The following is a 21,024-nucleotide window of genomic DNA, read 5'->3' as shown; positions in this document are numbered from 1 at the left end:
GTTAGGAGTAAGCGGCAGATTCACCTGTAGGGGTCACCGGCCGGTGACCCTTACAACCACATAATGACAATATATTGACAACATAATTTCCACATAATGACCATTTAATGACCATTTAATGACCATAAATTTTGCGCTGCTATAACCTGTATTTTTTCATGCAGCGCATAATCTTTCTCACCCGGGTAAATAATATATATCTGTTCCAGGGAAAGATCATCAATTGCAAAAAGCATTGACTTTGTAATCTTCGGAGCATCGGTGTATTTTATCTCAAAGCCGATTTTACGACCGTTTTGAATGGTCAGCAGATCGATTTCTCCCCCTGCATGGGTGGCCCAGAAATAACATGGTGTACCCAGCTTACTGATCAGTTGTTCAATGATAAAACCTTCCCAGGAAGATCCGAGTTTCGGATGCTGCAAAATGGCATCTCCTTCAAGGAATAGCAATGCATGCAGCAACCCCGCATCCCTGATATATACTTTCGGTGATTTTACCTGCCTTTTTTTTAGGTTTTCGTGCCATGGCTGCAGCTGATTAACGACAAATGCACCGGAAAGAATATCCAGATACCTCCTTGCTGTCGGTTCTGAAGTTCCGATCGAGCGGGCAAATTCAGAACCGTTCCAGATGTTTCCGTGATAATGAGCCAGCATGGTCCAGAATCTTCTCAGTGCAACGGAAGGGATGGAAATTCCAAGCTGAGGTATATCGCGTTCCAGGAAAGTGCGTATAAAGTTCTGTCTCCATTGAAAGCTGGTCTGCTCATCCTCGCTTAAGTATGAACGTGGGAATCCGCCTCTGAACCAAAGCTTTGACAAGTTATCCCGGCCGATTTCCTCAAGGTTGAAACCTGACATGTCAATGAAGGCCACCCTTCCGGCAAGTGATTCCGAAGCATTCTTCATCATGAATGGTGAAGCGCTTCCAAGGATCAGGAATTTTGCCGGATTATCCCCACGGTCGGCTAAAACCCTGATAATGCCAGGCAGCGCAGGAATTTGCTGAATCTCATCGATTATGACAAGACCTTTTAGCGATTGAAGGGTGATCATAGGTACAGCAGACAGCTGTTGAAAATCCACGGGATTTTCAAGATCAAAAATAACCGTATCGTGATTTTCGGCAATCAGCCGGCTTATAGTGGTTTTGCCGCATTGACGTGGGCCCAGCAGGGCGGTGACAGGCGAAACCGATAGCGATTGTTCAATTTTTTCCTGTAGATGGGCACGTTTTATCATAAATTATACTTGAAAATCAAAATACAAACTTTTAAATTTCAAGGACAAATATAAAGCAATTTTTACTAATTCCAACTGAATTTTTCTGAGCATTATAATCTTTTTGGTCGACGGTCAGCAGTCAACAATTACCTAATGACTACTTAATGACTACTTAATGACTACTTAATGACTACTTAATGACTATAATTGACTATTCACTGCTAACTGTCCAACTGCCTACTTCACAACCACCGGCACCCCGAACGTCACCTTCGTCCCGCAACCATTACCTGATGCATTTTTCAGATCGATGATCTCCATCCTGATCTTTCTTTTTAGCTTCTTATTGATCGACATCAGGCGGTCGCTGGTAATGGAAGTGGCCATGGACCGGTGTTTGGTCTTTTGTTTCATTTCAATTTCATGCGCTTTTTCACGTCCGACGCCGTCATCTTCTACTTCAAACCGGATCAGACCGTCTTCCAGCCGGAACCGGATATCGATATGGCCCGGGGTTTCCCTGTACTTAATGCCGTGCTCGATGGCATTTTCGATGAAGGGCTGGGCCAGCATGGGCGGGATCATCATGTTTTCTTCGTCAATCTGCTCATCCACTTCTATCTTGAAATCAAACTTACCCGCATACCTGACCTTTTGCAATTCAAGGTAATTCTGGACGGTTTCGATCTCTTTCTCAAGAGGGACATATTCTTCGACAGAGTTATCCAAAATATTCCTGACAAGCTGCGAGAACCGGGAAAGATAAATACTGGCCTGGTCGGTTTTTTCATTGATGATATAATTCTGGATACTGGCGAGGGAATTGAAGAGGAAATGAGGGTTCATCTGCGCCCGCAGCAAGCGCTGCTCCATAAAAATGGATTTTTGTTCGGCTTTCAGCCGTTTTCGCTGGAAAAAGAGCAGCACGAACAGGCTGATGATGACCACCACCGCTGCTATTCCTATAAAAATGGACCGGCTCTGCTTGAACTGCAACTTCTTCAGTTCATTTTCCTGTGCCAGTGACCGGATCTTCTGATCAGTTTTTTCTGCTTCCGCCTCAGCCATGAGCAATTCGAGCTGCCTGCCTTGCTGCACCGCCCGAAGGGTATCTCCTGACTCAAAATACAATCGCTGGTAATTTATAGCATCCTCAGGCTTGCCAGTTTTCCTTGCAAGTTCAAAACGAGAGGCATAAAATTCGTTTTTTGTTCTCAGTGTTATAAACGATTCAAAAATTTTCCCAAAAGCATAGATTCCGATAGGCGAAGGCTGGGGATCAGGAAATTGAGCGATTGAATCAAAAATCTTTTCGCAGTTGCCCAGATTTGATTCTGCCGAGTCATAAAACCCCTCTTTTATGTCAATTTTAGCCAAACCGAGATAGGCCATAGCGCGGATGTTATAATAATATTTAACTTTTTGTGCATTTTCAAGAACTAAATCGTAATAATGCCGGGACAGATTCAGGTTAACATTATTTTCGGAGAGGGGAGAAGGGATCTCGTAATGATAACTGGCAATATTATTGTAAATGATAGCGACCATTCTGAAATTTTCAAGTTCTTTGGCAATTTTAAGCGCTTCATCATGATACCGTAAGGATTTTTCATCCCATACCGTCATGCCAAGGTTAATCAGCGCCGCAGCTTCGAAAGACCGATAATGATGTTTCCTGGTATAATTAAGGAACCTTTCACCGGCTGCCAGAGCGCTGTCTACAGGCCCGTCTCTCCAGTAAGTCATGTTCAAGGCATATAATACATCAGCCTGAGAAGAATCATCTCCTGCTTCCTTAAAATTATCGTATGCTTTGTGGTAATATGAGACAGCCACATCACTTCTCATGATAAAAAAGTTGATATGACCGAGCATTAGGCACAATTCTCCCAGTTCATCAAAATGCGAACCTTCTTCCAGGATAGTTTGTGCTGAAAGATAGGATATCAGTGCATTTTTGAAATCCAGATTATAATAGTAGGCATTCCCGGTATAAAGCCTTGAGCAACCGATGCCAAAGGCATATCCGCTGATAGTTGCCATCCGCATTGCCTGAGCAGAATAAAAGATGCTTGAATCGAAATTAACAGGAGCATAAATTGAGGCAAGTTCATTCAAAATATCCACCTGCTCACGGGTATCCGAACCGGGAAACAAATTTTTCAGGCTGTCGATTTTATTTTGAGATAATACCTGGGCATCAATAATACAACAAAAGATGAACAGAATTGCAATCAAAAAAGCCCGTTTTATTGTTCTATTGTTCAATTGTTCTATTCTTCAATTGTTGACATCCCCCACCCTTACTCCCTCCCCCAATTGGGGGAGGGACGGGGAGGGGGCTACTCCGCCATCTTCTCCAGCAGCTCCAGCATCTCATCCCGCTTGCGAGAGGCCACGGGTATTTTCAGGTCATTGGTCAATATGATATAACCGCCATCCTGTTTCTCAAATCGTTTTATATGAGCAAGGTTGATCAGGTACGACTTATGCACCCTGTAAAATCCGCAACCGGCAAGGAGATTATCATACTCCTTAAGGGTCTTTGATACAAGAATTTTTTCACCGTCTGAAGTATAAACGCAGGTGTAATTATTGTCCGATTCGCAGCTTATGATGTTATTCAGGTCAAGCAGGTAGATGTTCTCGGTGGTTTTCAGGATGATCTTTTTGTTCTGACGTTCTATATTCCTGAGATTTTCCTGCAAAGCTTGCATCTGTATATTATGATGCTCCTGTATCAGCTGCCCTGCCCGTTCAACAGCTTCAGCCAGCAACTCAGGATTGACAGGTTTGAGAAGGTAATCTACGGCGCTGAAACGGAACGCCTGCAGGGCGTATTGATCAAAAGCAGTAATGAAAATGACCTTAAAATCTATTACCGGCAATGAATTCAACAGGTCAAAGCCTGTGCCGTCGCTCATCTGGATATCAAGTAATACGAGGTCGGGGTGGAGTTCTTGTAAAGCTTTGATTCCGGTGGCGACACTGCTTGCTTTACCTGCAACTTCCACTTGGGGGCAATGCTTTGCCAAGAGCTTGACAAGCGAATCGCGCATGTGGTCTTCGTCATCAACGATGAGGGTGCGCAGCATGGTTGTTTGGTTTTACTAATAAAACAATGCAAGATACAAAATTTTTAAGGTCAATGAAGATTTAGAAATATTAAATTAAATATCTCGATATGAGCTTGTTTCCTGTATCTTCCATCTTAAATAATAAAAGCTATCTGCCCTTAACATAAATCACCCCCAAAGCCACAACATTTAAACCAGCCAGCACCATCCCGGTCACCGGCAACCCGAGTTGCGGGATAAGATAAACTGATGCCAGCACAATCCCAATGGCAGAACCGAGAAGGTCGGCGCTGAAAGATTCACCTGAACTTTGCCGGATACTTGTTTTCCTGAGTGATCCGCTCAGGGAGAACTGGGCACCGGTCAGTAAGCCGGTGATGAAAACCAAAGCCAGTATTAACGGGATGATCGTCCAATGTGCAGAATTCGAAGGAATGATAAGCATCAATATTGCCAGCAATGCAGCGAAAGAGGCAATGGCTGCCTGCAAGGTCAGGAAACCCCTGAAAGTGCCTTTATTAACCAGGTGCATCAACACAGATCCGATAGCAATCCCCGCCATGAAAACCGCGAAAATCACCCCGGTCATCTGGAAGACATAGCCATACATCACCTGGAACCAGATCAGGAGTAAAAATTCCACGGCCGAGGCAGTGAAACCGCCTGCAAACAGGCCCAGGTTCAGCGGGCCCAGGAATAAAAATGCAACGACTATAAAAATGGCCAGTGCTATAGGAATGGCCCTGAAATCAACCTTGAACCGGCTTAACCATTGCTTCAAAGATAGTGAAAAGATATATGGCTTAAGGTCTGAGTTGACAGGCGCTTCGGGTATAAGATCTTTCATAATCAGATCGCTCCGCATCTTTTGCAGGTCCTCATTTATGTAGGATGGATTAACATAAACGTTGGTGAACCCTACAGACGGATATTTTTGCAAAAACGAATTGTCCAGGAAAATTTCCGAAGCCAGGAAATAGTCCTTATCACCAGGAATTATTCTGATAAATCCGAATACCGTCTGTAGGGTATTAAAAAGAACCGAATGCATCATCCTTGAGGTTTCGCTCATATAATTACCAGCAGCAGGGACAGACAGAGAGATAATCCCGCCGGGATTGAGCTTATCTTTCAACAATAGAAAAAATTCCAGCGTATAAAAACGGTTCAGTTCTGCTGACAATGGCTCTGGTGTATTCAGGATGATGACATCATATTTCTGTCCTGCCCGGGAAAGTATAATCCTTGGATCCTTATAAATAAATTTGACCCGGTCATCCTTAATAAATGGCTTGTATTTATCGATCAACCGGATCAACCAGGGGTTGATCTCAAGATAATCGATTTTTTTTACTGGATATTTGAGGATTTCCCCGATCGTTCCCCCGGTCCCGCCTGATATTAACAGTACTTTTTCAGGGCCGGGGTGCAATAACATGGCATAATGTACTGATTCTTCCCGGAATGCGGGATCATCCCCGGTGATGACCGGAACGCCGTTCTCATAAAGGTTGAGCTGCTCATCCAACCGGGTGATAGTAAGTTTTCCGAATGGAGAGGCTTTGACTTCCAGGACTTGTTGATTCTCAAATGACAACCTGTTAATGAGCTCATCCGGTTTGATGATAAAACTTATTACCAGGATCACCATTCCAATTACCAGGAGGGCGAGGGATGCTATTTTCCTTTTTTGTCCCCATGCCCATGCAATTGCATTAAAAAAGCAGGTACAGGTGAGGATTAAAAGGCTATCAAAAGGATTTAATATGAAGAGAAAAAGCAGGCTGAAAATGATTCCGCTTGCGATACTCCCAGCCGCATCGAGGGCATATCCTTTATGGATCAGGTTTTTATCATGAAGGGCCGAAAGTTCATGCACCATGATTGGAAACAGGAATCCTGAAACAAGGCAAAAGGGGCCCAATACTATTAATAAAAACAGAAAAATATCATCAATTCCTGCCATAACACCAGGTGGAATGAAGTGGGAGTGAAGCCACAGCAATCCAGGCAGCATGAGTAAAGGAAGGAGGCCAAGGAGAGCTTGAAGTAGTGGAATGGTGGAACAGTGGAACGATGGAATAGAGGAAGCAGGGAATTGCGAACTGGGAACTGCGAACTGGGAACTGCGAACTTGAAAGAATTTCGTTACAAGGAACGATCCAGTTGCGGTAAGCAGCATCCAGAATCCCAGGAACATCCCGATGATCAGCTCGTTTCCCTGGAATATGGCCAGGAATTCCCTGATCATAACGATCTGGGTTCCCATGGCTGTCAGGCCTAAATTGAAAAGGGACAGTTTGATTATGAAGCTTTTATGGGACTCCATCCCGGGATATAATTGATTTTTATAAAGATAGGATGTTTTTAAATGGAATTCCATCCCATTTGCTTTTTTCTTAATTTTAACCTGTTAAAAATATACTTCATGCAAAAAATTTCCACCTTATTGCTGATCATTTTATTAAGCATTTTATTTATTCCTGATATGGTTGCACAGCAGAATGTTCTTACCCCAAAAGAAATGGCCGAGAGCTGGATTTTGCTTTTTGATGGCAAGACTACAGACGGTTGGAGGGGATTTAAAATGGAAGGCATGCCAATAGACTGGTCAGTAAAAGATGGCTGCCTTGTTGCATCGGGAACGGGAGGAGGCGAAATGAGCGGAGACATTATCACTATAAAAGAATATGAAGATTTCGACCTTTACCTTGAATGGGCCATATCACCTGGCGGCAACAGCGGCATTCTCTTTCATGTCCTGGAAAGCGATTACCCTTCGACTTATGCCACGGGCCCTGAATATCAGTTGATTGATGATGTCGGGTATCCCGGTAAACTGGAAGACTGGCAGCAAACCGGGGCTAATTACGCGATGCATCCGGCTGATAAGGACAGAAAAGTGCTGATGCCGGTTGGAGAATTCAATTCCTCACGGATCAGGGTTAAAAATGGCCATGTCACGCACTGGCTGAATGGTGAAATAATCTTGGAATATGATTTATGGACCGATGAATGGTATAAACTGGCCAGGGAAGGCAAATGGAAAGATTACCCGGGGTATGGGCTGGCAAAGAAGGGCCACATCGGATTACAGGATCATGGGAGCTATGTGAGGTTCAGGAATATAAAATTGAAGATTGAAGATTGAAGATTGAAAATTGAAAATTGAAAATTGAAAATTGAATATTTAAACTCAGAACTCAGGACAACTAACCAATGACCAATATCTAATGACCCGAACCCAAAAACTCATGCTTGTATTTCTGCGTCTCGCCATCGGGTGGCATTTTCTTTATGAAGGCCTGGTCAAACTGGCTAATCCGAACTGGTCCAGCGCCGGATATTTGCTCGATTCCGGGGGATTCCTGAAACAATTCTTCTATAACCTGACAGCGAATCCGGATTTATTAAAAATAGTCGACTTCCTGAACATATGGGGATTGATCCTGATCGGACTCGGGTTGATCTTAGGTCTCTTTACCCGGGCAGCCATCATTTCAGGAATTGTGCTAATGATAATCTATTACATGTCGCACCCGCCGTTCGTGGGTTTGAAATATGCCGTACCGAGCGATGGCAGCTACCTTGTCGTCAATAAAATGGTGATCGAAGCATTAGCACTTGGCGTGCTATTGGTATTCCCAACATGGTTGGAGTATGGGATAGATAGGTACTTATTCAGTTCAAAGTTCAAAGGGCAAAGTTCAGAGTTTAAGGTTCAAAATTCAAAGTGAACTAATGAACTTAATAACTTCAACTTTGCACTTTGAACTTTGCCCTTTGAACTAATTGTTATGGATAGAAGAAATGTACTAAAATCGCTGGTAAGCATCCCGGTTGTGGGAGCACTTGCTTACGCCTGGTACAGGAAGCGAAAATATGAAAAATATCTCCGGATCAATATCCAGGAAGAATTGAAGTTAAGCCCGGAACCGCCTGCTTATCAGGATAATCCATCGCAAGGAAAAGAGATCAGGCTGGGGATCATTGGCTATGGCATCAGGGGGAAAGACCTGGCTGTGGCAGCCGGTTTTGCCCATCCGGGAATGATCGACGAATGGAAAACAGGAGCTGTGAATGACAAGCAGGATAAGCGATACGAAGATTACCTTTCCCAGGAAGGCCTGAATGTAAGGGTGACTGCTGTCTGTGATATCTTCGATACATACGGCCGGATGGCGCAGGAGGCGGGGGCGAACATTTACAGAGAAGGTTCCGGTGGTAAAATGAGCGAAGCACCTAAACGATATCAAAACTACCTGGAACTGATCAATGCCGATGATGTAGATGCCGTGATCATAGCCGCGCCTGACCATTGGCATGGGCCCATGACCATTGCCACAGCCCGCGCAGGTAAGCACGTCTATTGCGAAAAACCATTGACCTGGACAGTGGCGGAAACTTACGAGGTAAGAAAAGCTGTTAAAGAAAGCCAGGTTGTTTTTCAGCTCGGACACCAGGGAAGACAAAATGAAAGCTACCTGAAAGCCAGGGAAATCATTAACCAGGGCATCCTGGGAAAAATCAACCTCATTGAAGTAACGACAAACCGCAATGATCCGAACGGGGCCTGGGTTTACCCGATCCATCCCGATGCAGGCCCCCGGACCATTGACTGGCAGCAGTTCATCGGTCAGGCACCCTGGCACGACTTCAGCCTGGAACGCTTTTTCCGCTGGCGTTGCTGGTGGGATTACAGCACCGGCTTATCCGGCGACCTGTTAACCCATGAATACGATGCAATGAACCAGATATTCAACCTGGGAATACCCCATTCGGCTGTTTCCAGCGGCGGGATATACTTTTTTAAGGATGGCCGTACCGTACCGGATGTGCTTCATACCGTTTTTGAATACCCGGAACGCAACCTGACGCTGATGTACAGCGCTACCCTTGCCAGCAACCGCAAGCGTGGCAGGGTGATCATGGGACATGACGGCACAATGGAACTGGGTTCATCCATGACCATTTTCGCCGACCGGGGCTCTGATCGTTATAAGGAGAAGATCGAATCAGGTATCATCGACCCTGATCTTCCTATCTTCACCTATACGCCGGGACTGAAAAACGTAGATGCCATCACTTCCCCCACCGAGCAGTACTTTGCCGGGCGTGGACTGATGTACACCTACAGGGGTGGAAAAAGGGTTGATACGACCTACCTGCACATCCGCGAATGGCTCAACTGCATCCGGAATGGCGGCCGGACAAGCTGCAATATCGACGTGGCTTTCGAAGAGGCCATGACAGCGCATATGGGAACCCTTGCCTATAAAGAAAACCGGCAAGTGTTTTGGAATCCAGACAATGAAAAGATAATTTAAAAAATCCGCGGTAATCCGCGTGCTAAAATTTAAATATGATGACCAGGAGAACCTTCATTAAAACCACTTCATTTGCCTCCTTCGCAGCCCTTATGTCCCCGCGGATTTTAAGAGCTGCGACATTGAATAAGAATATCGGCCTGCAGCTCTATACTCTGCGTGATGCCATAAGCCGTGACCTTCCCGGGACGATTGCAAGCATCTCAGCCATTGGTTACACCTGGCTCGAAGCAGCAGGCTATAATGATGGCAAGTTTTACGGGCTTCAGCCACGTGAATTCAAAAAAATGGCGGATGATCTGGGAATGCAGCTGATCAGCTCTCATGCCACTTTTGAACCGGAGCAGCAACAACAAGCGATTGAAGCGCACGCCACACTAGGAGTCAGATACCTTGTATATCCCATGTTGCCCGTTAATAAGAAAGAAACAAAAGATCATTTTTCCAGGGCTGCGGCGCACCTTAATGATATTGGCGAAGCCTGCAGGGCATCAGGCCTTAAATTTGGCTATCATAATCATGCATTTGAGTTTGTAAAGATTGATGACACAACTGGTTTTGATATTTTGCTTGAATTAACCGATTCGGAATTAGTTTGCTTCGAGTCTGATCTTTACTGGATGATTTATGCAGGATCGGATCCATTAAGTTATTTCGGCAAATATCCCGGCCGCTTTGAACTCTGGCATGTCAAGGATATGGAGGCTAACCCGGAGAAAGATTTTGCACCGGTTGGGACAGGGATCATCGATTATAAACAGATTTTCGGTCAGAAGCAACAGGCCGGGCTGGCTTATTTCTTCGTTGAACAGGATGATTGCAAAATTGACCCGCTTGAAAGTGTGAAGATAAGTTTTAAGAATCTCAAAAAAATCGTATATTAGACCTGCCAATCAGCATGCAAAGGATCATAAATACGGCAATAATCGGCTTTGGCCTCTCGGGACGTGTCTTTCACGCTCCTTTCCTGCATGTGCATCCTGGTTTTAAACTCGCAAAAGTAGTTGAACGGCAGGGTAATTCATCTAAAGATCTTTACCCTGATGTGGGGATCGTTAGGAATTATAAAGATTTGCTGAAAGATGACACCATCGAATTAGTCGTTATTGCAACGCCTAATATTTTACATTATGACCTGGCCCGTGAATTTTTAATGGCCGGGAAACATATTGTCGTTGAAAAGCCATTCACACCCTCATCCGCCGAGGCGGATGAGCTAATCAGGCTTGCCGAAAAAACCGGGAAAAAGATCCTTGTTTACCAGAACCGGCGGTGGGACGGCGATTTTAAGACCGTACAACAGGTTGTTTACCAGGGTTACCTTGGCGAAATCCTCGAATTTGAGGCCCATTTCGATCGATTTGCCCCTGGCCAGAGGCGAAGTGCCTGGCGTGACGAACCTCTACCTGCCGGCGGTGTGCTGTACGACCTGGGATCCCACCTGATCGACCAGGCGCTGGTACTCTTCGGATTGCCCCAATCGGTGTTTGCAGATATCCGGACCCAGAGAAAGGGAAGCCAGGTTGACGATTGTTTCGAGGTTAATCTTTATTATGAAAAACTTAAAGTGACTTTAAAAGCTTCCGTATTTATAAAAGAGAAGGGTCCAAGGTATGTCCTGCATGGTACAAAAGGGTCTTTCATCAAATATGGTATCGATCCACAGGAAGAAATGCTTAAACAAGGCCTGATGCCGGATTCGGAAAACTGGGGAAAAGAAGACCCCGATTACTGGGGAATTCTCAATGCTGAACTCCATGGACAGCAGTTTTACGGCACGATTGAAACGGAGCCCGGCAATTATATGGGTTTTTATAATAATGTTTACGATGTCATCACTAAAGGATCCGGACAGGCTGTCCTACCGGAAGAGGCCAGGAATGTGATCCGTATCATCGAACTGGCATTTGAAAGCCATCGAAGGAAATCGATTGTAAACATATCATAATAATCTCCTAAATAGTCTGAAAAAAACGGGCGGGCATATGGAAAAATAAGAAAATTATTCTAAACTTAAATAGCCAAAAACAGTCCCTGGAAAATAATCAGTAATTATTAAGAAAGTTTTATCTGATAACTGTTCGATGCCCTCCCAGTTTCTGCTCCAGTTGTTTGTTGTTAATTCCAAATATACAGGAGGTGTATCCACTTTTTGTATGCTGCTACTAGTATATTTCAATTTAATTAATCTCTCTTTTCTTGCATCGTTGTTATGTGAGCCTGGGAGACCAAAGGTTGCGGAATATTCATCTGTTGAAGGGATATAGCTGATAGAATCTCCGGGATAAAAATAATTGATAACATAAAATGTATTGTCCGAAGCCAACACGGTAGCATCAGTAATTCGATATTCTATGCTTGGGAATGAAATAGAAGTTAATGAATTAAAGTTGAAATCAAAAACTTTTACAATGGGAGTGGGATTGATGTTTTTTCCGTTGCCCTCATATATACAAAGAATGCAATTGTGGGTTATTACAATGGATTCATAAGCAGCATTGGTAACAAAAACAGGTGTTTCAATTTGTGTTAAAGTAGTTGTGTCCAGACTAATTTCTGTCGTACTATCATTTATTGTTCCTTTAATCAGATAGCCTATCATGGAAGAATCCTTTTGGACTTCAATAATAAGATATACTGTGTTTTCTTTCATAGCAATTGCCTCAAAACCCTCAAACCCTTCAATGCTTTGAGGTATGTTATGAACTAAAATTGGATAAGGTTCTAAAGAAGTAAAAGAGCCATTGATATAATTGTTGATAAGTGTTTTTGAAAGTTTGAAAAATTTTCCTGTGCCTGCCTGATTTGTATAAATTCTTGGATTTTGCGGCATTAAAATCAAATTATTATTATGCCAAGTCAAACCAGACATTTCTGCATTTTGAATACTTGCGTCTCCTGTTAAATATATTTGATGAACACTTACTTCTTTAGCATTGGGTGTTTCTACCGGAGAGGGGTTACCTTTTTTACAACTAAATGTAAGTGTCAATAAAATTAGCCCCGCAATAGATGGAATAAAATACATCATACGTTTCATAATTTTTTAAATTTTATAAGTAACTGAATATTTATTTGCTGTCTGTTTCTTTTTACTCCAATGAACGTTAACTTGTTGGACGCTGTTGAAAAAGTTTAAAAATACAAATAAAATTTCAAGAGCAAACGACAAGTGTGGGTTAATTTTCCGGAGGGTGCAAACCCCTTATACGCAGGGGTAACGTCCTGAAGTATTAGCAAGTCGCAAGGTGGCTTGGGGTGACCCATACACTGAAGGAAGCGAGACTGCAAAATCCGGTACTGACGAACAGGAACGGCATATGAGGCTTAGAAATGAGGATAAGCAAGCACCACGTTGTGACGTCCAATTACTTGATTTTCATTTTCCTTTTATGGTTCCGGCTCGTCCATGTCGGAATGTATTATTGCGGCCATTAGTATGTAAAGCTATCAGGGCATTGCCCCAAACGTCATTCCTCACAATTGGGATTACGGCTTTCACCCCCTCAGTTATTGCCACCCTGTTTAATGCTTTGGCCTGAAAGCCGTCGTCGGTGACTATCCTGAAAATATGACTGCCATCATGGTTTAGGCCTATGGCCGTACTAATCGAATTGATCACTACCACCGGGTTCTGCTCTACAAAAGGCGCAATGGCCTGAAGTTCGCTACTGGAAAAGGGGCCTCCTACAAACATGCTGATCCCTTTTTCATACATATTTTTCAATTGATTTTTTGCCTCTGTTGTATCCAAACGCGTATCAACATAGGAACAGATGAATGTAACATTCTGTCCGGCTGTCGCCGCGTAACTGTTCATGTCTTCCAGTGCAAATTGTAAGGCTGCCTTGGTGGCCAGTCCTTCTTCCGGATTGTCGAAGCTCAGATCAAGCAACGCTCCGAAATTGATAGTCTGCCCGCCTGCCGGAGGTGTAGTCTCACTTTTCTTACAACTATTGGTAAGAGTTAATACAATACCCATTAATAAAATTAACGAGTAAATCAAGACTCTGTGGTGCTTTTCCATGTCTGTTCAATTTATAAAGTTTATGGTCAATTATTTGAAGGCTTCTTTTCATTCCAATTAACAATAACGGTCAGCACATAAAAACAGCGCCCTAAAACCCTTAAAAAGTACCTTTTTCCTTGGCAAAGTAGTTTTTATGCGCATGTATAAGCCGTATAAATTGTCTGCCATAGAAAGGGTGGAATAGATAAAACCATCAATCTCTTCATTTCATAGAAAATTTCGAAAGTCCGGCAGAAGGAGTTAATAGCTCCATAAACGCCAGGGCTACTGCTTCTGCCGGAGAATAATCAGTAAAAGGGTTATTAATATTAGAATTTACATGTATAACAAGTATGGCATCCTTACCGGGATAGTATAATGCTCCTGTTGTAAATCCTTGAATTGCTCCGAAATGAAAAAGCCATCCATCATAACCTTGTATTGCAAATCCATAATTATCTTCAATATTCAATCTTTCTACGTGCATGGCAGGTGAATAAAGTGCCCCGGTCCCAACCAGCTTTATCCACTTCTTCAGGTCGTAAATGTTTGAAACCATGATTCCTGCTGCATCACCCCAGGAGGGGTTGAAAAATGTTGCATCTTTCATCTCTCCGTCAGATGTTTGTTTTGAATACCCATGCGAAAAAGGTTCAGGTAAAAACCGGGTCTGGGGCCAGAAAGTATTTTCCAATTTGTTGGGTGCAAAAATCTTTTCCATTAAAAGCTGGCTGATCGGTTTATTAGTGACTTTTTCACAGATCATGCCCAGCAGTACTGTGTTGGTATTGGAATAATAATATTCCTGGCCAGGATCAAAATTCAAAGGGTAATTTAATGCAATTTTGACTAAATAGTCTGCTGTAACCTGAAAATCCCAATTATGAGCACATGCTGTAGCGAAAAATGTGCTGTCATCTGAATAATTGAAAATACCGCTCCTCATCTTTCCCAGATGTCTTACCGTGATCTTGTCAGCCTGCGGAAATGGATACTGGGGAAGATAATATGCAAGCGATGAATCAAGGTTTATCAAACCCTCGTCAACCAATTGCAGGACCAGGGTCCCTGTAAAAGTTTTCGTAATACTTCCTATCCGGAAATGATTATCCAGCTTCATGGGCTCGTTTATAGCCAGGTTAGATATCCCCTTAGCTTTCACCCAGCTCCCTTCATTTTGAATCCAAACGCCGACGATAACTCCTGGGATATGATTTTCCATCACGGTTTTATCCAGTGCAGCTTCAAATTTGGATTGCATTTCTGCACTGAATTGTGATTCAATCGTTGTATTATCCTTTGAACAAGTAATGAGCAGAACACTTATAATGATAAGTGTCAGTAATCTTAAAATAAAGATTTTCATGGTTTTATTCTCCTATCTCAATGGTGTGTTTATTATCTCAACATTCATATGGCTTATTACGGTCTGCGTAACTACCAGGCGGTGTTTTTGGCCGCACAGGCGGGCTTATAAATTTACAATTTTTACCTTTAACCATTTTAATTTTCACTTATTTGCCCGCCTGGGCGGGCTAGATTTTTAAACACCGGCTGGCAGTTGCGCTTTGTGTGTGCCCTGCATGAGCATGCAGCGCACACTTGTTGGACGCTGTTGAAAAAGTTTAAAAATACAAATAAATTTTCAGTAGTAAACGACAAGTGTTGGTAAATTTTCCAAAGGGTGCAAGTCCCTTGTACATCGGGGTAGAACCTGAAAGTATTAGCAAGTCGCAAGGTGGCTTGGAGTGACCTATACACTGAAGGAAGCGAGACTGCAAAATCCGATACTGACGAACAGGAACGGCATATGAGGCTATAAAACGAGGATAAGCAAGCACACCATTGCAAAGTCCAAAGAATACGACCATCGTTGGATAGTAGATGCCGCAGGGATTGGATGAAGGATTGAACATTAAGATGTTCCAAGGGGTAGCAATACCCAAGAACAACGGGAAAACCCGGTTACTGGGTATTCCTACCGTTGTATTCTGCTGCAATTACTGTATCGCAAGGTTAAATACCCAATCACGCAACGCCTGATCCGCAAATGGCTGAGAGTTCCCATTCTAATAAACGGGAAATTGGTCAAACGCAGAAAGGGCGTACCGCAGGGAAGTCCGCTTAGCCCGCTGCTGTCTAACATCATGCTGAATGAGTTGGATAAGGAGCTGAAGAAGCAAGAACTCCGCTATGTCCGCTATGCTGACGACTTTAGCATCTATGCCAAAAGTAATTATGCAGCCCGCAAGGCAGATAACGAGGCTTATCTTTTCTTAAAGGATAAGCTGGGACTGCCGATCAACCGGGAGAAAAGCGGCATACGCAGACCTGTAAACTTACAATACTGGGGTTTGGATTCGTTCCCACATACGTAAAGGGTGAGAAAGGTAAATACCAATTGGTTGTCAGCGAGAAAGGCTGGAAAACTCTGAAACAGAAAGTCAAAATCATTACCCGGAAAACTACTCCGGCTACTTTTAACGAGCGTATATTAAGACTCAATGATCTTCAACGAGGATGGCTTGGATACTTCCGAATGGCAAGTATTCAGGGCAAACTCAAAGAGCTTGATGGGTGGATACGTAACCGTTTAAGGTACTGCATCTGGCATCAATGGATGAAACCTGAGCGAAAAATGAAAAATCTGATTCGCCTGGGCGTAGACCCCGATCATGCCTATGCCTGGAGCAGGACAAGAAAAGGAGGCTGGGCTGTGGCTCAAAGTCCTATTCTGGTGACGACTATCACCTTAGAACGCTTGAGTAAAAGAGGGTACGTGGCTATGCTTACGAATTATGAGAAAATTGCTCCACATCTTAATGAACCGCTGTATACGAGGCCCGTACGTACAGTGCTGTGAGAGGCGCACCCCGTCAGTTATTGCTGACGGGGCCGTCTACTCGATTAGAGTGTGTTAAATTTCAATTGCAATATTTACTTTTCCGCCAAGACCTTTTTCAACGATGTCATAAAGAGTCTTAAGATTCATATTGCTTCCGTCATTTTCCACCCTGGAAATGTAGCTTCTTTTCTTAGAAATCAATTTTGCTAATTCTTCTTGGGTCATGTTTTTGGATTCCCTTGCCTGGCGAATTAATAAACCAATTTTAAAGGCCTCAATTTCTCTATCTAATTCATCACGACGGACCGTACCTGTTTTACCATAGATATCATCCTTGATGGTTGACCACGATTTAATATTTGAATGTTCTTTTCTCATAATGAACCCTTTCTTTTTTCTTCGAAGTATTCCTTTTTTAATTTTTCAATTGCAGAATCTAATCTTTTCTCATTCGTCTTGGATGATAATTCGTGCTGGGTTGCCCTCATTGAATTATATTCATCCAATGACATAATGACTATACCGTTGTCTTTGCCACGATTAATGATCAAGGTTTCAAAATTCTGGGTCACTCTATCGAGATATCTTTTAATATCTCTTCTAAATTCAGAGATTGATGTTGTTAACATATGATAAATCCTTTCTGTACATTTTAAAGTACAAAATTAAGTACAAAAAGTTTAAGTTCTACCAAGCATGAAATATTTTTTAATCAAAATGGGTGGTAACATGTGGCAGCTACCCGCAGACAGGGGTGGATCACCAAAAATTATCTGCGTGTCGTTATATTTTAGTTTTCTCATATTTGATACCTTGTATCCGGTGAAGATGCTCAGTACCGTGTTTCGCGGTAAGCTTTTGGGTAAGCTGAAACGACATCTGTCAGATATCAGCCAATTAGGCGAAGACCAGTCGCTGTTGGACCGGCTATGGAACAAACCCTGGGTGGTTGATTGCGAGCCTCCCTTTGGCTCCCCGGAACATATTGTAAAATACCTCGGACAATATACGCACAGGGTTGCCATCAGCAATCAGCGGATACAGCATATTGACAAGGACGGTGTAAGTTTTTACATGAAAGATTACGCCGACCAGGGTAAGCGAAAACTGACCCAACTGAGCGGTGTAGAATTTTTGCATCGCTTTTGCCTTCACATCCTTCCTAAGCGGTTTGTGCGCATAAGGTATTATGGGATACTGAGTAGTAAGATGAAAAAGAAGTTCAAACCTGAAAAACAAAAAGCTGTTCCGGTTAAAGAGACCTCGCAGGAGCGGCTCAAACGTTTAACGGGGTTCGATGTATATCAATGTCCGTATTGTAAAAAAGGCAGAATGCAAGTTGTTGAAGTTCTGCCTAAAATACGCTCGCCGGGCAATGTACTTTATCCCGCGAAAGATAATAGCAAATGTCTGGTGATTTTTAATTGACAAATTGTCCTCAAAAGCAGGACCGGTATGGTATTGTCTGTCTGCACCCAAAAAAGTAAAAAAACTCCGGTATTGAATCGTTTCAGCAATAAAAAGAGTTCCTGTAAAGTGAAAAAGTAATAAAAAGACACAGACTACGGTCAACCATCCGGTTGTAAATAAACTGAAACCATTGGCGTAAAGTGCATAGAAGGTGGGTAATCCCCGGATTTAGTTCAACGTGGACTTCATGTTGGGCACTGCGTGCCAAACGAAGTCCTATTTATTAGGGCGCGTAAAAAATTAAAGAACGGTTATTCCTAACTTCCGGCCTAGGCCTTCTTCAAATATTTTAAAAAGCGTTGACAATTGAATGTCAATTTTCCCATTTTCAATACGAGAGATATAGCTTTTTTTTGTACCAATTTTTTCGGCCAGGTCATCCTGGGTAAGGTGTGCAAGTTTTCTGGCTTCTTTTATCATTTCACCTATAATAAAAGCCCTTGAATTTTGTTCGAATTCATCTCTGGCAGGGCTTCCAAGCTTGCCATACTTGATATCCAATAATTCGTCGAATGTGGTTGCTTCCTTTATCTTTTTCATTTTTTAACTTTTTTCATCATAATTATTGATGCATTAACTTGAGGGCGAAATCAATTTCATTCTTTGGTGTCTTTTGGGTCTTTTTCTTAAAACCATTAAATAAGACAATAATTCTACCCTGATCAAAGCAACAGAATATTCTGTAGTTGTTATGCAGGTGATGGATTCTAATTTCAAAAAGCCCTTCTGTTCCATGAATATGCTTTAAAAATGTTTCTGGAACCATGTCCAATGTCCGGATTAACTTAAAGACATATTCGATTTTTTCTTGTGCTTTACTATCAAGGGATAGATAAAACTCAATGAAATAATTCTTATAAAATTTGATCTCACGAACCATGGCACAAAGTTAACATATATGTTAACATTTTCAAAATAAAGAAAAAGATTTTTTAGGAATTTTTATGCGCTCGAACGTTAGGGGGTGATTGGGATCATTCGATGGATATTTGCAAATTCTTTCCCAATCCGATTTTCAATATTCTATAAAAAGTTGATAATTGGATTTCACTCTTGCCAGCTTCAATCCGTGAAATATAGCTTTTCTTGGTTCCGGTTTTGCTGGCAAGCTCTTCTTGGGTCAGCTTAGCTTCTATTCTTGCTTCTTTTAATAATTCGCCAAGTCGGAAAGCCATTGCTTCAGCTTCGAATTTCTCCCTTTCCAGGGTACCCTTGCTGCCGTATTGTTTTTCAATATGTTCTTCAAATGTTGTTATCTTATTCATTTTGTGCTCCTGTTTTTAAAATCATAATATTCCCGTTTCAATTTTTGTCCTATTTCAATCTCCTTTTTTGGAGTTTTTTGGGATTTCTTCATAAAGCTATTAATCAGAATGATTAGCTTTTGATCTTCAAAAAAGGACAAAATACGAATCTCTTTAAACGTCGTGCTGACTCTGATTTCATAAAGTCCGTCAGTATCTTCCAGGTGTTTAAGGAACTTTTTCGGAACCCTTTCAGTATTTCTGACAAGCCAAAGAACGTGGTCAATTTTTCTTTTAACTTTCAGGTCCTGCTGATTGTAAAAGATTTCAAAATAATCCTCCCAAAAAATTATTTCTCTAACCATGGCACAAAGTTAACTAAATAGTTAACACAATTAGCAAAAAAAATTATTTTATAACCCAATTACCCCCTAACGTCAGACTGTCTAAAAACCTTCAATATTAACCATTTTTAGTTAATAAGTCAAGTACTTCCTGCACTTTATTTTACAGGGCTTTCCGTACATTTATTGTATGAAATTCATACAAGGACACGACAGAACCCAGACGCATCTTTTCCCGGTTTCCCTGGATCAATCCATTGACTCCGATCATGAAGTCCGGCTTATCACCCCGGCGATTTGCTCAAACTTTTCATTTACGGGTATTTAAATAAGGCCCGATCATCCAGAGACCTGGAAAAAGAGTGCAAGCGGAATATCGAGGTAATGTGGTTGCTGAGAAATCTGCAACCGGATCATAATACCATCGCTAATTTCCGAAGAGATAATCCTAAAGCCATCAAGAAAGTGTTCCGGGCCACAGTGCAGATCGCTAAGCATTTCAATCTCATTGGCGGTAAGCTCATCGCTGGGGACAGTACTAAACTGCGGGCTCAGAACAGCAGGAAGAACAATTTCAACCAGAAAAAGATCGATCGCCACATCGCTTATATTGATAACCGACTGGAAGAATACTACCGGGTGCTGGCTGTTAGGGCGCCGTGGCTTATATTAATTGCCCAATTTGTAGAGGTAATCCGGGGCAAAATCAGCTCCGTTTTCCCATTCTATTGTAAATGGATTAAGAGAGAACTTCTTAAAATATTCAAGATTCTTAAGAGGTTCAAATACCTCACCATAAATTTCATTCGAAAGGTCAATGGTTTTTATAATTCCATTATTAAACTGAAATTCAATCTTATAGCCCTCAATATATTTAGCCCGAACAACTTTGATAAGTTCCATGATGCTTTTATTTTAAAGGTTCAATTTTATTTATTGGTTTTCTTTCGGCCATTAATTTCCAGTTTTCAAGAAGTTCATCTTTGTGAAGGTCAAGCCAATCAAAAATTAAATTCAATGCCCTGCGAGGCAGAATTCCATGGACAACGCCATCAATGATTTCGACAGTTGCTTCAAATTCTTGATACTTTACATGAAAATAGGGAGGATTATGTTCACTAAAGAACATGTAAATAATAATCCCATAGAATCTTGAAATTTCCGGCATATAAATTCACTTTCATACAAAGGTACTATATTTTAAGTGAACTTTTTCTATAATCAAGCCATGCGCCCTAACGGTCAGCATATGGTTTGTGGCGGACTTTGAAAGACAAATCTTTCAACTTACACCGATTTATGTTTGTAACTAAAATGTTCATATTCACAACATAACGCGCCAAAAACTATATGCCTTGTGTGTGCCCTGCATGAGCATGCAGCGCACACTTGTTGGAAGCTGTTGAAAAAGTTTAAAAGTACAAATAAAATTTCAAGAGCAAACGACAAGTGTGTGTAAATTTTCCAGAGGGTGCAAGTCCC

The 21,024-nt window shown here is 42.1% G+C and carries 25 protein-coding genes; 9 read left to right on the top strand and 16 right to left on the bottom strand.

Features of this window, described 5'->3' with window-relative positions:
- Window positions 1–104: 104 nt before the first annotated feature.
- From M0Q51_14225 to M0Q51_14210, 4 genes are all read right to left on the bottom strand, one after another.
- A complete protein-coding gene (locus M0Q51_14225; protein MCK9401134.1) occupies window positions 105–1,244 on the bottom strand; it encodes an ATP-binding protein in 1,140 nt (379 codons plus the stop codon).
- Between the two features lie 219 nt (window positions 1,245–1,463).
- On the bottom strand, window positions 1,464–3,464 hold the full coding sequence (locus M0Q51_14220; protein MCK9401133.1) for a histidine kinase: 2,001 nt from the start codon (window positions 3,462–3,464) through the stop codon (window positions 1,464–1,466).
- A 104-nt stretch (window positions 3,465–3,568) separates the two neighbouring features.
- Window positions 3,569–4,321 (bottom strand): LytTR family DNA-binding domain-containing protein, encoded by a 753-nt coding sequence (locus M0Q51_14215; GenBank protein MCK9401132.1) that lies wholly within the window; start codon window positions 4,319–4,321, stop codon window positions 3,569–3,571.
- 130 nt (window positions 4,322–4,451) lie between these two features.
- Window positions 4,452–6,686, bottom strand: a complete 2,235-nt coding sequence (locus M0Q51_14210; protein ID MCK9401131.1) for a hypothetical protein — start codon at window positions 6,684–6,686, stop codon at window positions 4,452–4,454.
- A 45-nt stretch (window positions 6,687–6,731) separates the two neighbouring features.
- On the opposite strand from M0Q51_14210, the gene M0Q51_14205 reads away from it, so the two are divergent.
- From M0Q51_14205 to M0Q51_14185, 5 genes are all read left to right on the top strand, one after another.
- Window positions 6,732–7,454, top strand: coding sequence for a DUF1080 domain-containing protein (locus tag M0Q51_14205; GenBank protein ID MCK9401130.1), 723 nt, complete (start codon window positions 6,732–6,734; stop codon window positions 7,452–7,454).
- Between the two features lie 103 nt (window positions 7,455–7,557).
- The gene (locus M0Q51_14200; protein MCK9401129.1) at window positions 7,558–8,040 is read left to right on the top strand and encodes a DoxX family membrane protein; all 483 of its coding nucleotides are present in this window, start codon (window positions 7,558–7,560) and stop codon (window positions 8,038–8,040) included.
- A 60-nt stretch (window positions 8,041–8,100) separates the two neighbouring features.
- The gene (locus M0Q51_14195) at window positions 8,101–9,630 is read left to right on the top strand and encodes a Gfo/Idh/MocA family oxidoreductase (protein ID MCK9401128.1); all 1,530 of its coding nucleotides are present in this window, start codon (window positions 8,101–8,103) and stop codon (window positions 9,628–9,630) included.
- 35 nt (window positions 9,631–9,665) lie between these two features.
- Complete coding sequence (locus M0Q51_14190; GenBank protein MCK9401127.1) at window positions 9,666–10,514, top strand: sugar phosphate isomerase/epimerase; 849 nt, start codon at window positions 9,666–9,668, stop codon at window positions 10,512–10,514.
- A 14-nt stretch (window positions 10,515–10,528) separates the two neighbouring features.
- Window positions 10,529–11,578 carry a Gfo/Idh/MocA family oxidoreductase gene (locus tag M0Q51_14185; protein MCK9401126.1) on the top strand — a complete coding sequence of 350 codons (1,050 nt, stop codon included), beginning with the start codon at window positions 10,529–10,531 and terminating at the stop codon, window positions 11,576–11,578.
- 54 nt (window positions 11,579–11,632) lie between these two features.
- Here the strand turns inward: M0Q51_14185 and M0Q51_14180 are convergent, their stop codons facing one another.
- The 3 genes from M0Q51_14180 to M0Q51_14170 form a co-directional block, all read right to left on the bottom strand.
- The gene (locus M0Q51_14180) at window positions 11,633–12,670 is read right to left on the bottom strand and encodes a hypothetical protein (protein MCK9401125.1); all 1,038 of its coding nucleotides are present in this window, start codon (window positions 12,668–12,670) and stop codon (window positions 11,633–11,635) included.
- A 339-nt stretch (window positions 12,671–13,009) separates the two neighbouring features.
- On the bottom strand, window positions 13,010–13,612 hold the full coding sequence (locus M0Q51_14175; protein ID MCK9401124.1) for an ABC transporter substrate-binding protein: 603 nt from the start codon (window positions 13,610–13,612) through the stop codon (window positions 13,010–13,012).
- A gap of 250 nt (window positions 13,613–13,862) precedes the next feature.
- Complete coding sequence (locus M0Q51_14170) at window positions 13,863–15,005, bottom strand: beta-lactamase family protein (protein ID MCK9401123.1); 1,143 nt, start codon at window positions 15,003–15,005, stop codon at window positions 13,863–13,865.
- 706 nt (window positions 15,006–15,711) lie between these two features.
- Here M0Q51_14170 and M0Q51_14165 point away from each other — a divergent pair.
- Both M0Q51_14165 and M0Q51_14160 read left to right on the top strand, forming a co-directional pair.
- On the top strand, window positions 15,712–16,017 hold the full coding sequence (locus M0Q51_14165) for a reverse transcriptase domain-containing protein (protein MCK9401122.1): 306 nt from the start codon (window positions 15,712–15,714) through the stop codon (window positions 16,015–16,017).
- 23 nt (window positions 16,018–16,040) lie between these two features.
- Window positions 16,041–16,502, top strand: coding sequence for a hypothetical protein (locus M0Q51_14160; protein MCK9401121.1), 462 nt, complete (start codon window positions 16,041–16,043; stop codon window positions 16,500–16,502).
- Between the two features lie 54 nt (window positions 16,503–16,556).
- Here the strand turns inward: M0Q51_14160 and M0Q51_14155 are convergent, their stop codons facing one another.
- Both M0Q51_14155 and M0Q51_14150 read right to left on the bottom strand, forming a co-directional pair.
- Complete coding sequence (locus M0Q51_14155) at window positions 16,557–16,862, bottom strand: helix-turn-helix transcriptional regulator (GenBank protein MCK9401120.1); 306 nt, start codon at window positions 16,860–16,862, stop codon at window positions 16,557–16,559.
- Entirely contained in the window at window positions 16,859–17,113 is a 255-nt protein-coding gene (locus tag M0Q51_14150) for a type II toxin-antitoxin system prevent-host-death family antitoxin (protein MCK9401119.1), read from the bottom strand. Before M0Q51_14150 ends, M0Q51_14155 begins: the two co-directional genes overlap by 4 nt.
- 100 nt (window positions 17,114–17,213) lie before the next feature.
- On the opposite strand from M0Q51_14150, the gene M0Q51_14145 reads away from it, so the two are divergent.
- On the top strand, window positions 17,214–17,912 hold the full coding sequence (locus tag M0Q51_14145; protein MCK9401118.1) for a transposase: 699 nt from the start codon (window positions 17,214–17,216) through the stop codon (window positions 17,910–17,912).
- A 282-nt stretch (window positions 17,913–18,194) separates the two neighbouring features.
- Here M0Q51_14145 and M0Q51_14140 read toward each other — a convergent pair whose 3' ends face one another.
- From M0Q51_14140 to M0Q51_14125, 4 genes are all read right to left on the bottom strand, one after another.
- On the bottom strand, window positions 18,195–18,494 hold the full coding sequence (locus M0Q51_14140; protein ID MCK9401117.1) for a helix-turn-helix domain-containing protein: 300 nt from the start codon (window positions 18,492–18,494) through the stop codon (window positions 18,195–18,197).
- 22 nt (window positions 18,495–18,516) lie between these two features.
- Window positions 18,517–18,834 carry a type II toxin-antitoxin system RelE/ParE family toxin gene (locus tag M0Q51_14135; GenBank protein MCK9401116.1) on the bottom strand — a complete coding sequence of 106 codons (318 nt, stop codon included), beginning with the start codon at window positions 18,832–18,834 and terminating at the stop codon, window positions 18,517–18,519.
- 94 nt (window positions 18,835–18,928) lie between these two features.
- Complete coding sequence (locus M0Q51_14130) at window positions 18,929–19,219, bottom strand: helix-turn-helix domain-containing protein (protein MCK9401115.1); 291 nt, start codon at window positions 19,217–19,219, stop codon at window positions 18,929–18,931.
- On the bottom strand, window positions 19,216–19,563 hold the full coding sequence (locus M0Q51_14125; protein MCK9401114.1) for a type II toxin-antitoxin system RelE/ParE family toxin: 348 nt from the start codon (window positions 19,561–19,563) through the stop codon (window positions 19,216–19,218). The genes M0Q51_14130 and M0Q51_14125 overlap by 4 nt, the downstream gene beginning before the upstream one ends.
- Before the next feature lie 169 nt (window positions 19,564–19,732).
- Between M0Q51_14125 and M0Q51_14120 the strand changes: the two genes are divergently transcribed.
- The gene (locus tag M0Q51_14120) at window positions 19,733–19,870 is read left to right on the top strand and encodes a hypothetical protein (protein MCK9401113.1); all 138 of its coding nucleotides are present in this window, start codon (window positions 19,733–19,735) and stop codon (window positions 19,868–19,870) included.
- 11 nt (window positions 19,871–19,881) lie between these two features.
- Here the strand turns inward: M0Q51_14120 and M0Q51_14115 are convergent, their stop codons facing one another.
- From M0Q51_14115 to M0Q51_14105, 3 genes are all read right to left on the bottom strand, one after another.
- The gene (locus tag M0Q51_14115; protein MCK9401112.1) at window positions 19,882–20,142 is read right to left on the bottom strand and encodes a hypothetical protein; all 261 of its coding nucleotides are present in this window, start codon (window positions 20,140–20,142) and stop codon (window positions 19,882–19,884) included.
- A gap of 69 nt (window positions 20,143–20,211) precedes the next feature.
- Entirely contained in the window at window positions 20,212–20,445 is a 234-nt protein-coding gene (locus M0Q51_14110; protein ID MCK9401111.1) for a DUF2442 domain-containing protein, read from the bottom strand.
- Window positions 20,446–20,452: 7 nt separating this feature from the next.
- Window positions 20,453–20,710, bottom strand: coding sequence for a DUF4160 domain-containing protein (locus M0Q51_14105; protein MCK9401110.1), 258 nt, complete (start codon window positions 20,708–20,710; stop codon window positions 20,453–20,455).
- Window positions 20,711–21,024: the final 314 nt, after the last annotated feature.

Source organism: Bacteroidales bacterium (assembly GCA_023229505.1).
In the GTDB taxonomy this organism is placed as follows: domain Bacteria; phylum Bacteroidota; class Bacteroidia; order Bacteroidales; family JAGOPY01; genus JAGOPY01.
This window is presented reverse-complemented; position numbering and strand designations above follow the sequence as displayed.

What these genes read in the sequence shown, in the direction of transcription:
- M0Q51_14120 (MCK9401113.1), top strand. Translation starts at nt 19,733, where the DNA reads ATGAAATTCATACAAGGACACGACAGAACCCAGACGCATCTTTTCCCG.
- M0Q51_14180 (MCK9401125.1), bottom strand. Translation starts at nt 12,670, where the DNA reads ATGAAACGTATGATGTATTTTATTCCATCTATTGCGGGGCTAATTTTA.
- M0Q51_14135 (MCK9401116.1), bottom strand. Translation starts at nt 18,834, where the DNA reads ATGGTTCGTGAGATCAAATTTTATAAGAATTATTTCATTGAGTTTTAT.
- M0Q51_14155 (MCK9401120.1), bottom strand. Translation starts at nt 16,862, where the DNA reads ATGAGAAAAGAACATTCAAATATTAAATCGTGGTCAACCATCAAGGAT.
- M0Q51_14150 (MCK9401119.1), bottom strand. Translation starts at nt 17,113, where the DNA reads ATGTTAACAACATCAATCTCTGAATTTAGAAGAGATATTAAAAGATAT.
- M0Q51_14105 (MCK9401110.1), bottom strand. Translation starts at nt 20,710, where the DNA reads ATGCCGGAAATTTCAAGATTCTATGGGATTATTATTTACATGTTCTTT.
- M0Q51_14140 (MCK9401117.1), bottom strand. Translation starts at nt 18,494, where the DNA reads ATGAAAAAGATAAAGGAAGCAACCACATTCGACGAATTATTGGATATC.
- M0Q51_14225 (MCK9401134.1), bottom strand. Translation starts at nt 1,244, where the DNA reads ATGATAAAACGTGCCCATCTACAGGAAAAAATTGAACAATCGCTATCG.
- M0Q51_14195 (MCK9401128.1), top strand. Translation starts at nt 8,101, where the DNA reads ATGGATAGAAGAAATGTACTAAAATCGCTGGTAAGCATCCCGGTTGTG.
- M0Q51_14170 (MCK9401123.1), bottom strand. Translation starts at nt 15,005, where the DNA reads ATGAAAATCTTTATTTTAAGATTACTGACACTTATCATTATAAGTGTT.
- M0Q51_14205 (MCK9401130.1), top strand. Translation starts at nt 6,732, where the DNA reads ATGCAAAAAATTTCCACCTTATTGCTGATCATTTTATTAAGCATTTTA.
- M0Q51_14210 (MCK9401131.1), bottom strand. Translation starts at nt 6,686, where the DNA reads ATGGAATTCCATTTAAAAACATCCTATCTTTATAAAAATCAATTATAT.
- M0Q51_14175 (MCK9401124.1), bottom strand. Translation starts at nt 13,612, where the DNA reads ATGGGTATTGTATTAACTCTTACCAATAGTTGTAAGAAAAGTGAGACT.
- M0Q51_14145 (MCK9401118.1), top strand. Translation starts at nt 17,214, where the DNA reads ATGTGGCAGCTACCCGCAGACAGGGGTGGATCACCAAAAATTATCTGC.
- M0Q51_14125 (MCK9401114.1), bottom strand. Translation starts at nt 19,563, where the DNA reads ATGGTTAGAGAAATAATTTTTTGGGAGGATTATTTTGAAATCTTTTAC.
- M0Q51_14185 (MCK9401126.1), top strand. Translation starts at nt 10,529, where the DNA reads ATGCAAAGGATCATAAATACGGCAATAATCGGCTTTGGCCTCTCGGGA.
- M0Q51_14110 (MCK9401111.1), bottom strand. Translation starts at nt 20,445, where the DNA reads ATGGAACTTATCAAAGTTGTTCGGGCTAAATATATTGAGGGCTATAAG.
- M0Q51_14130 (MCK9401115.1), bottom strand. Translation starts at nt 19,219, where the DNA reads ATGAATAAGATAACAACATTTGAAGAACATATTGAAAAACAATACGGC.
- M0Q51_14200 (MCK9401129.1), top strand. Translation starts at nt 7,558, where the DNA reads ATGCTTGTATTTCTGCGTCTCGCCATCGGGTGGCATTTTCTTTATGAA.
- M0Q51_14190 (MCK9401127.1), top strand. Translation starts at nt 9,666, where the DNA reads ATGATGACCAGGAGAACCTTCATTAAAACCACTTCATTTGCCTCCTTC.
- M0Q51_14215 (MCK9401132.1), bottom strand. Translation starts at nt 4,321, where the DNA reads ATGCTGCGCACCCTCATCGTTGATGACGAAGACCACATGCGCGATTCG.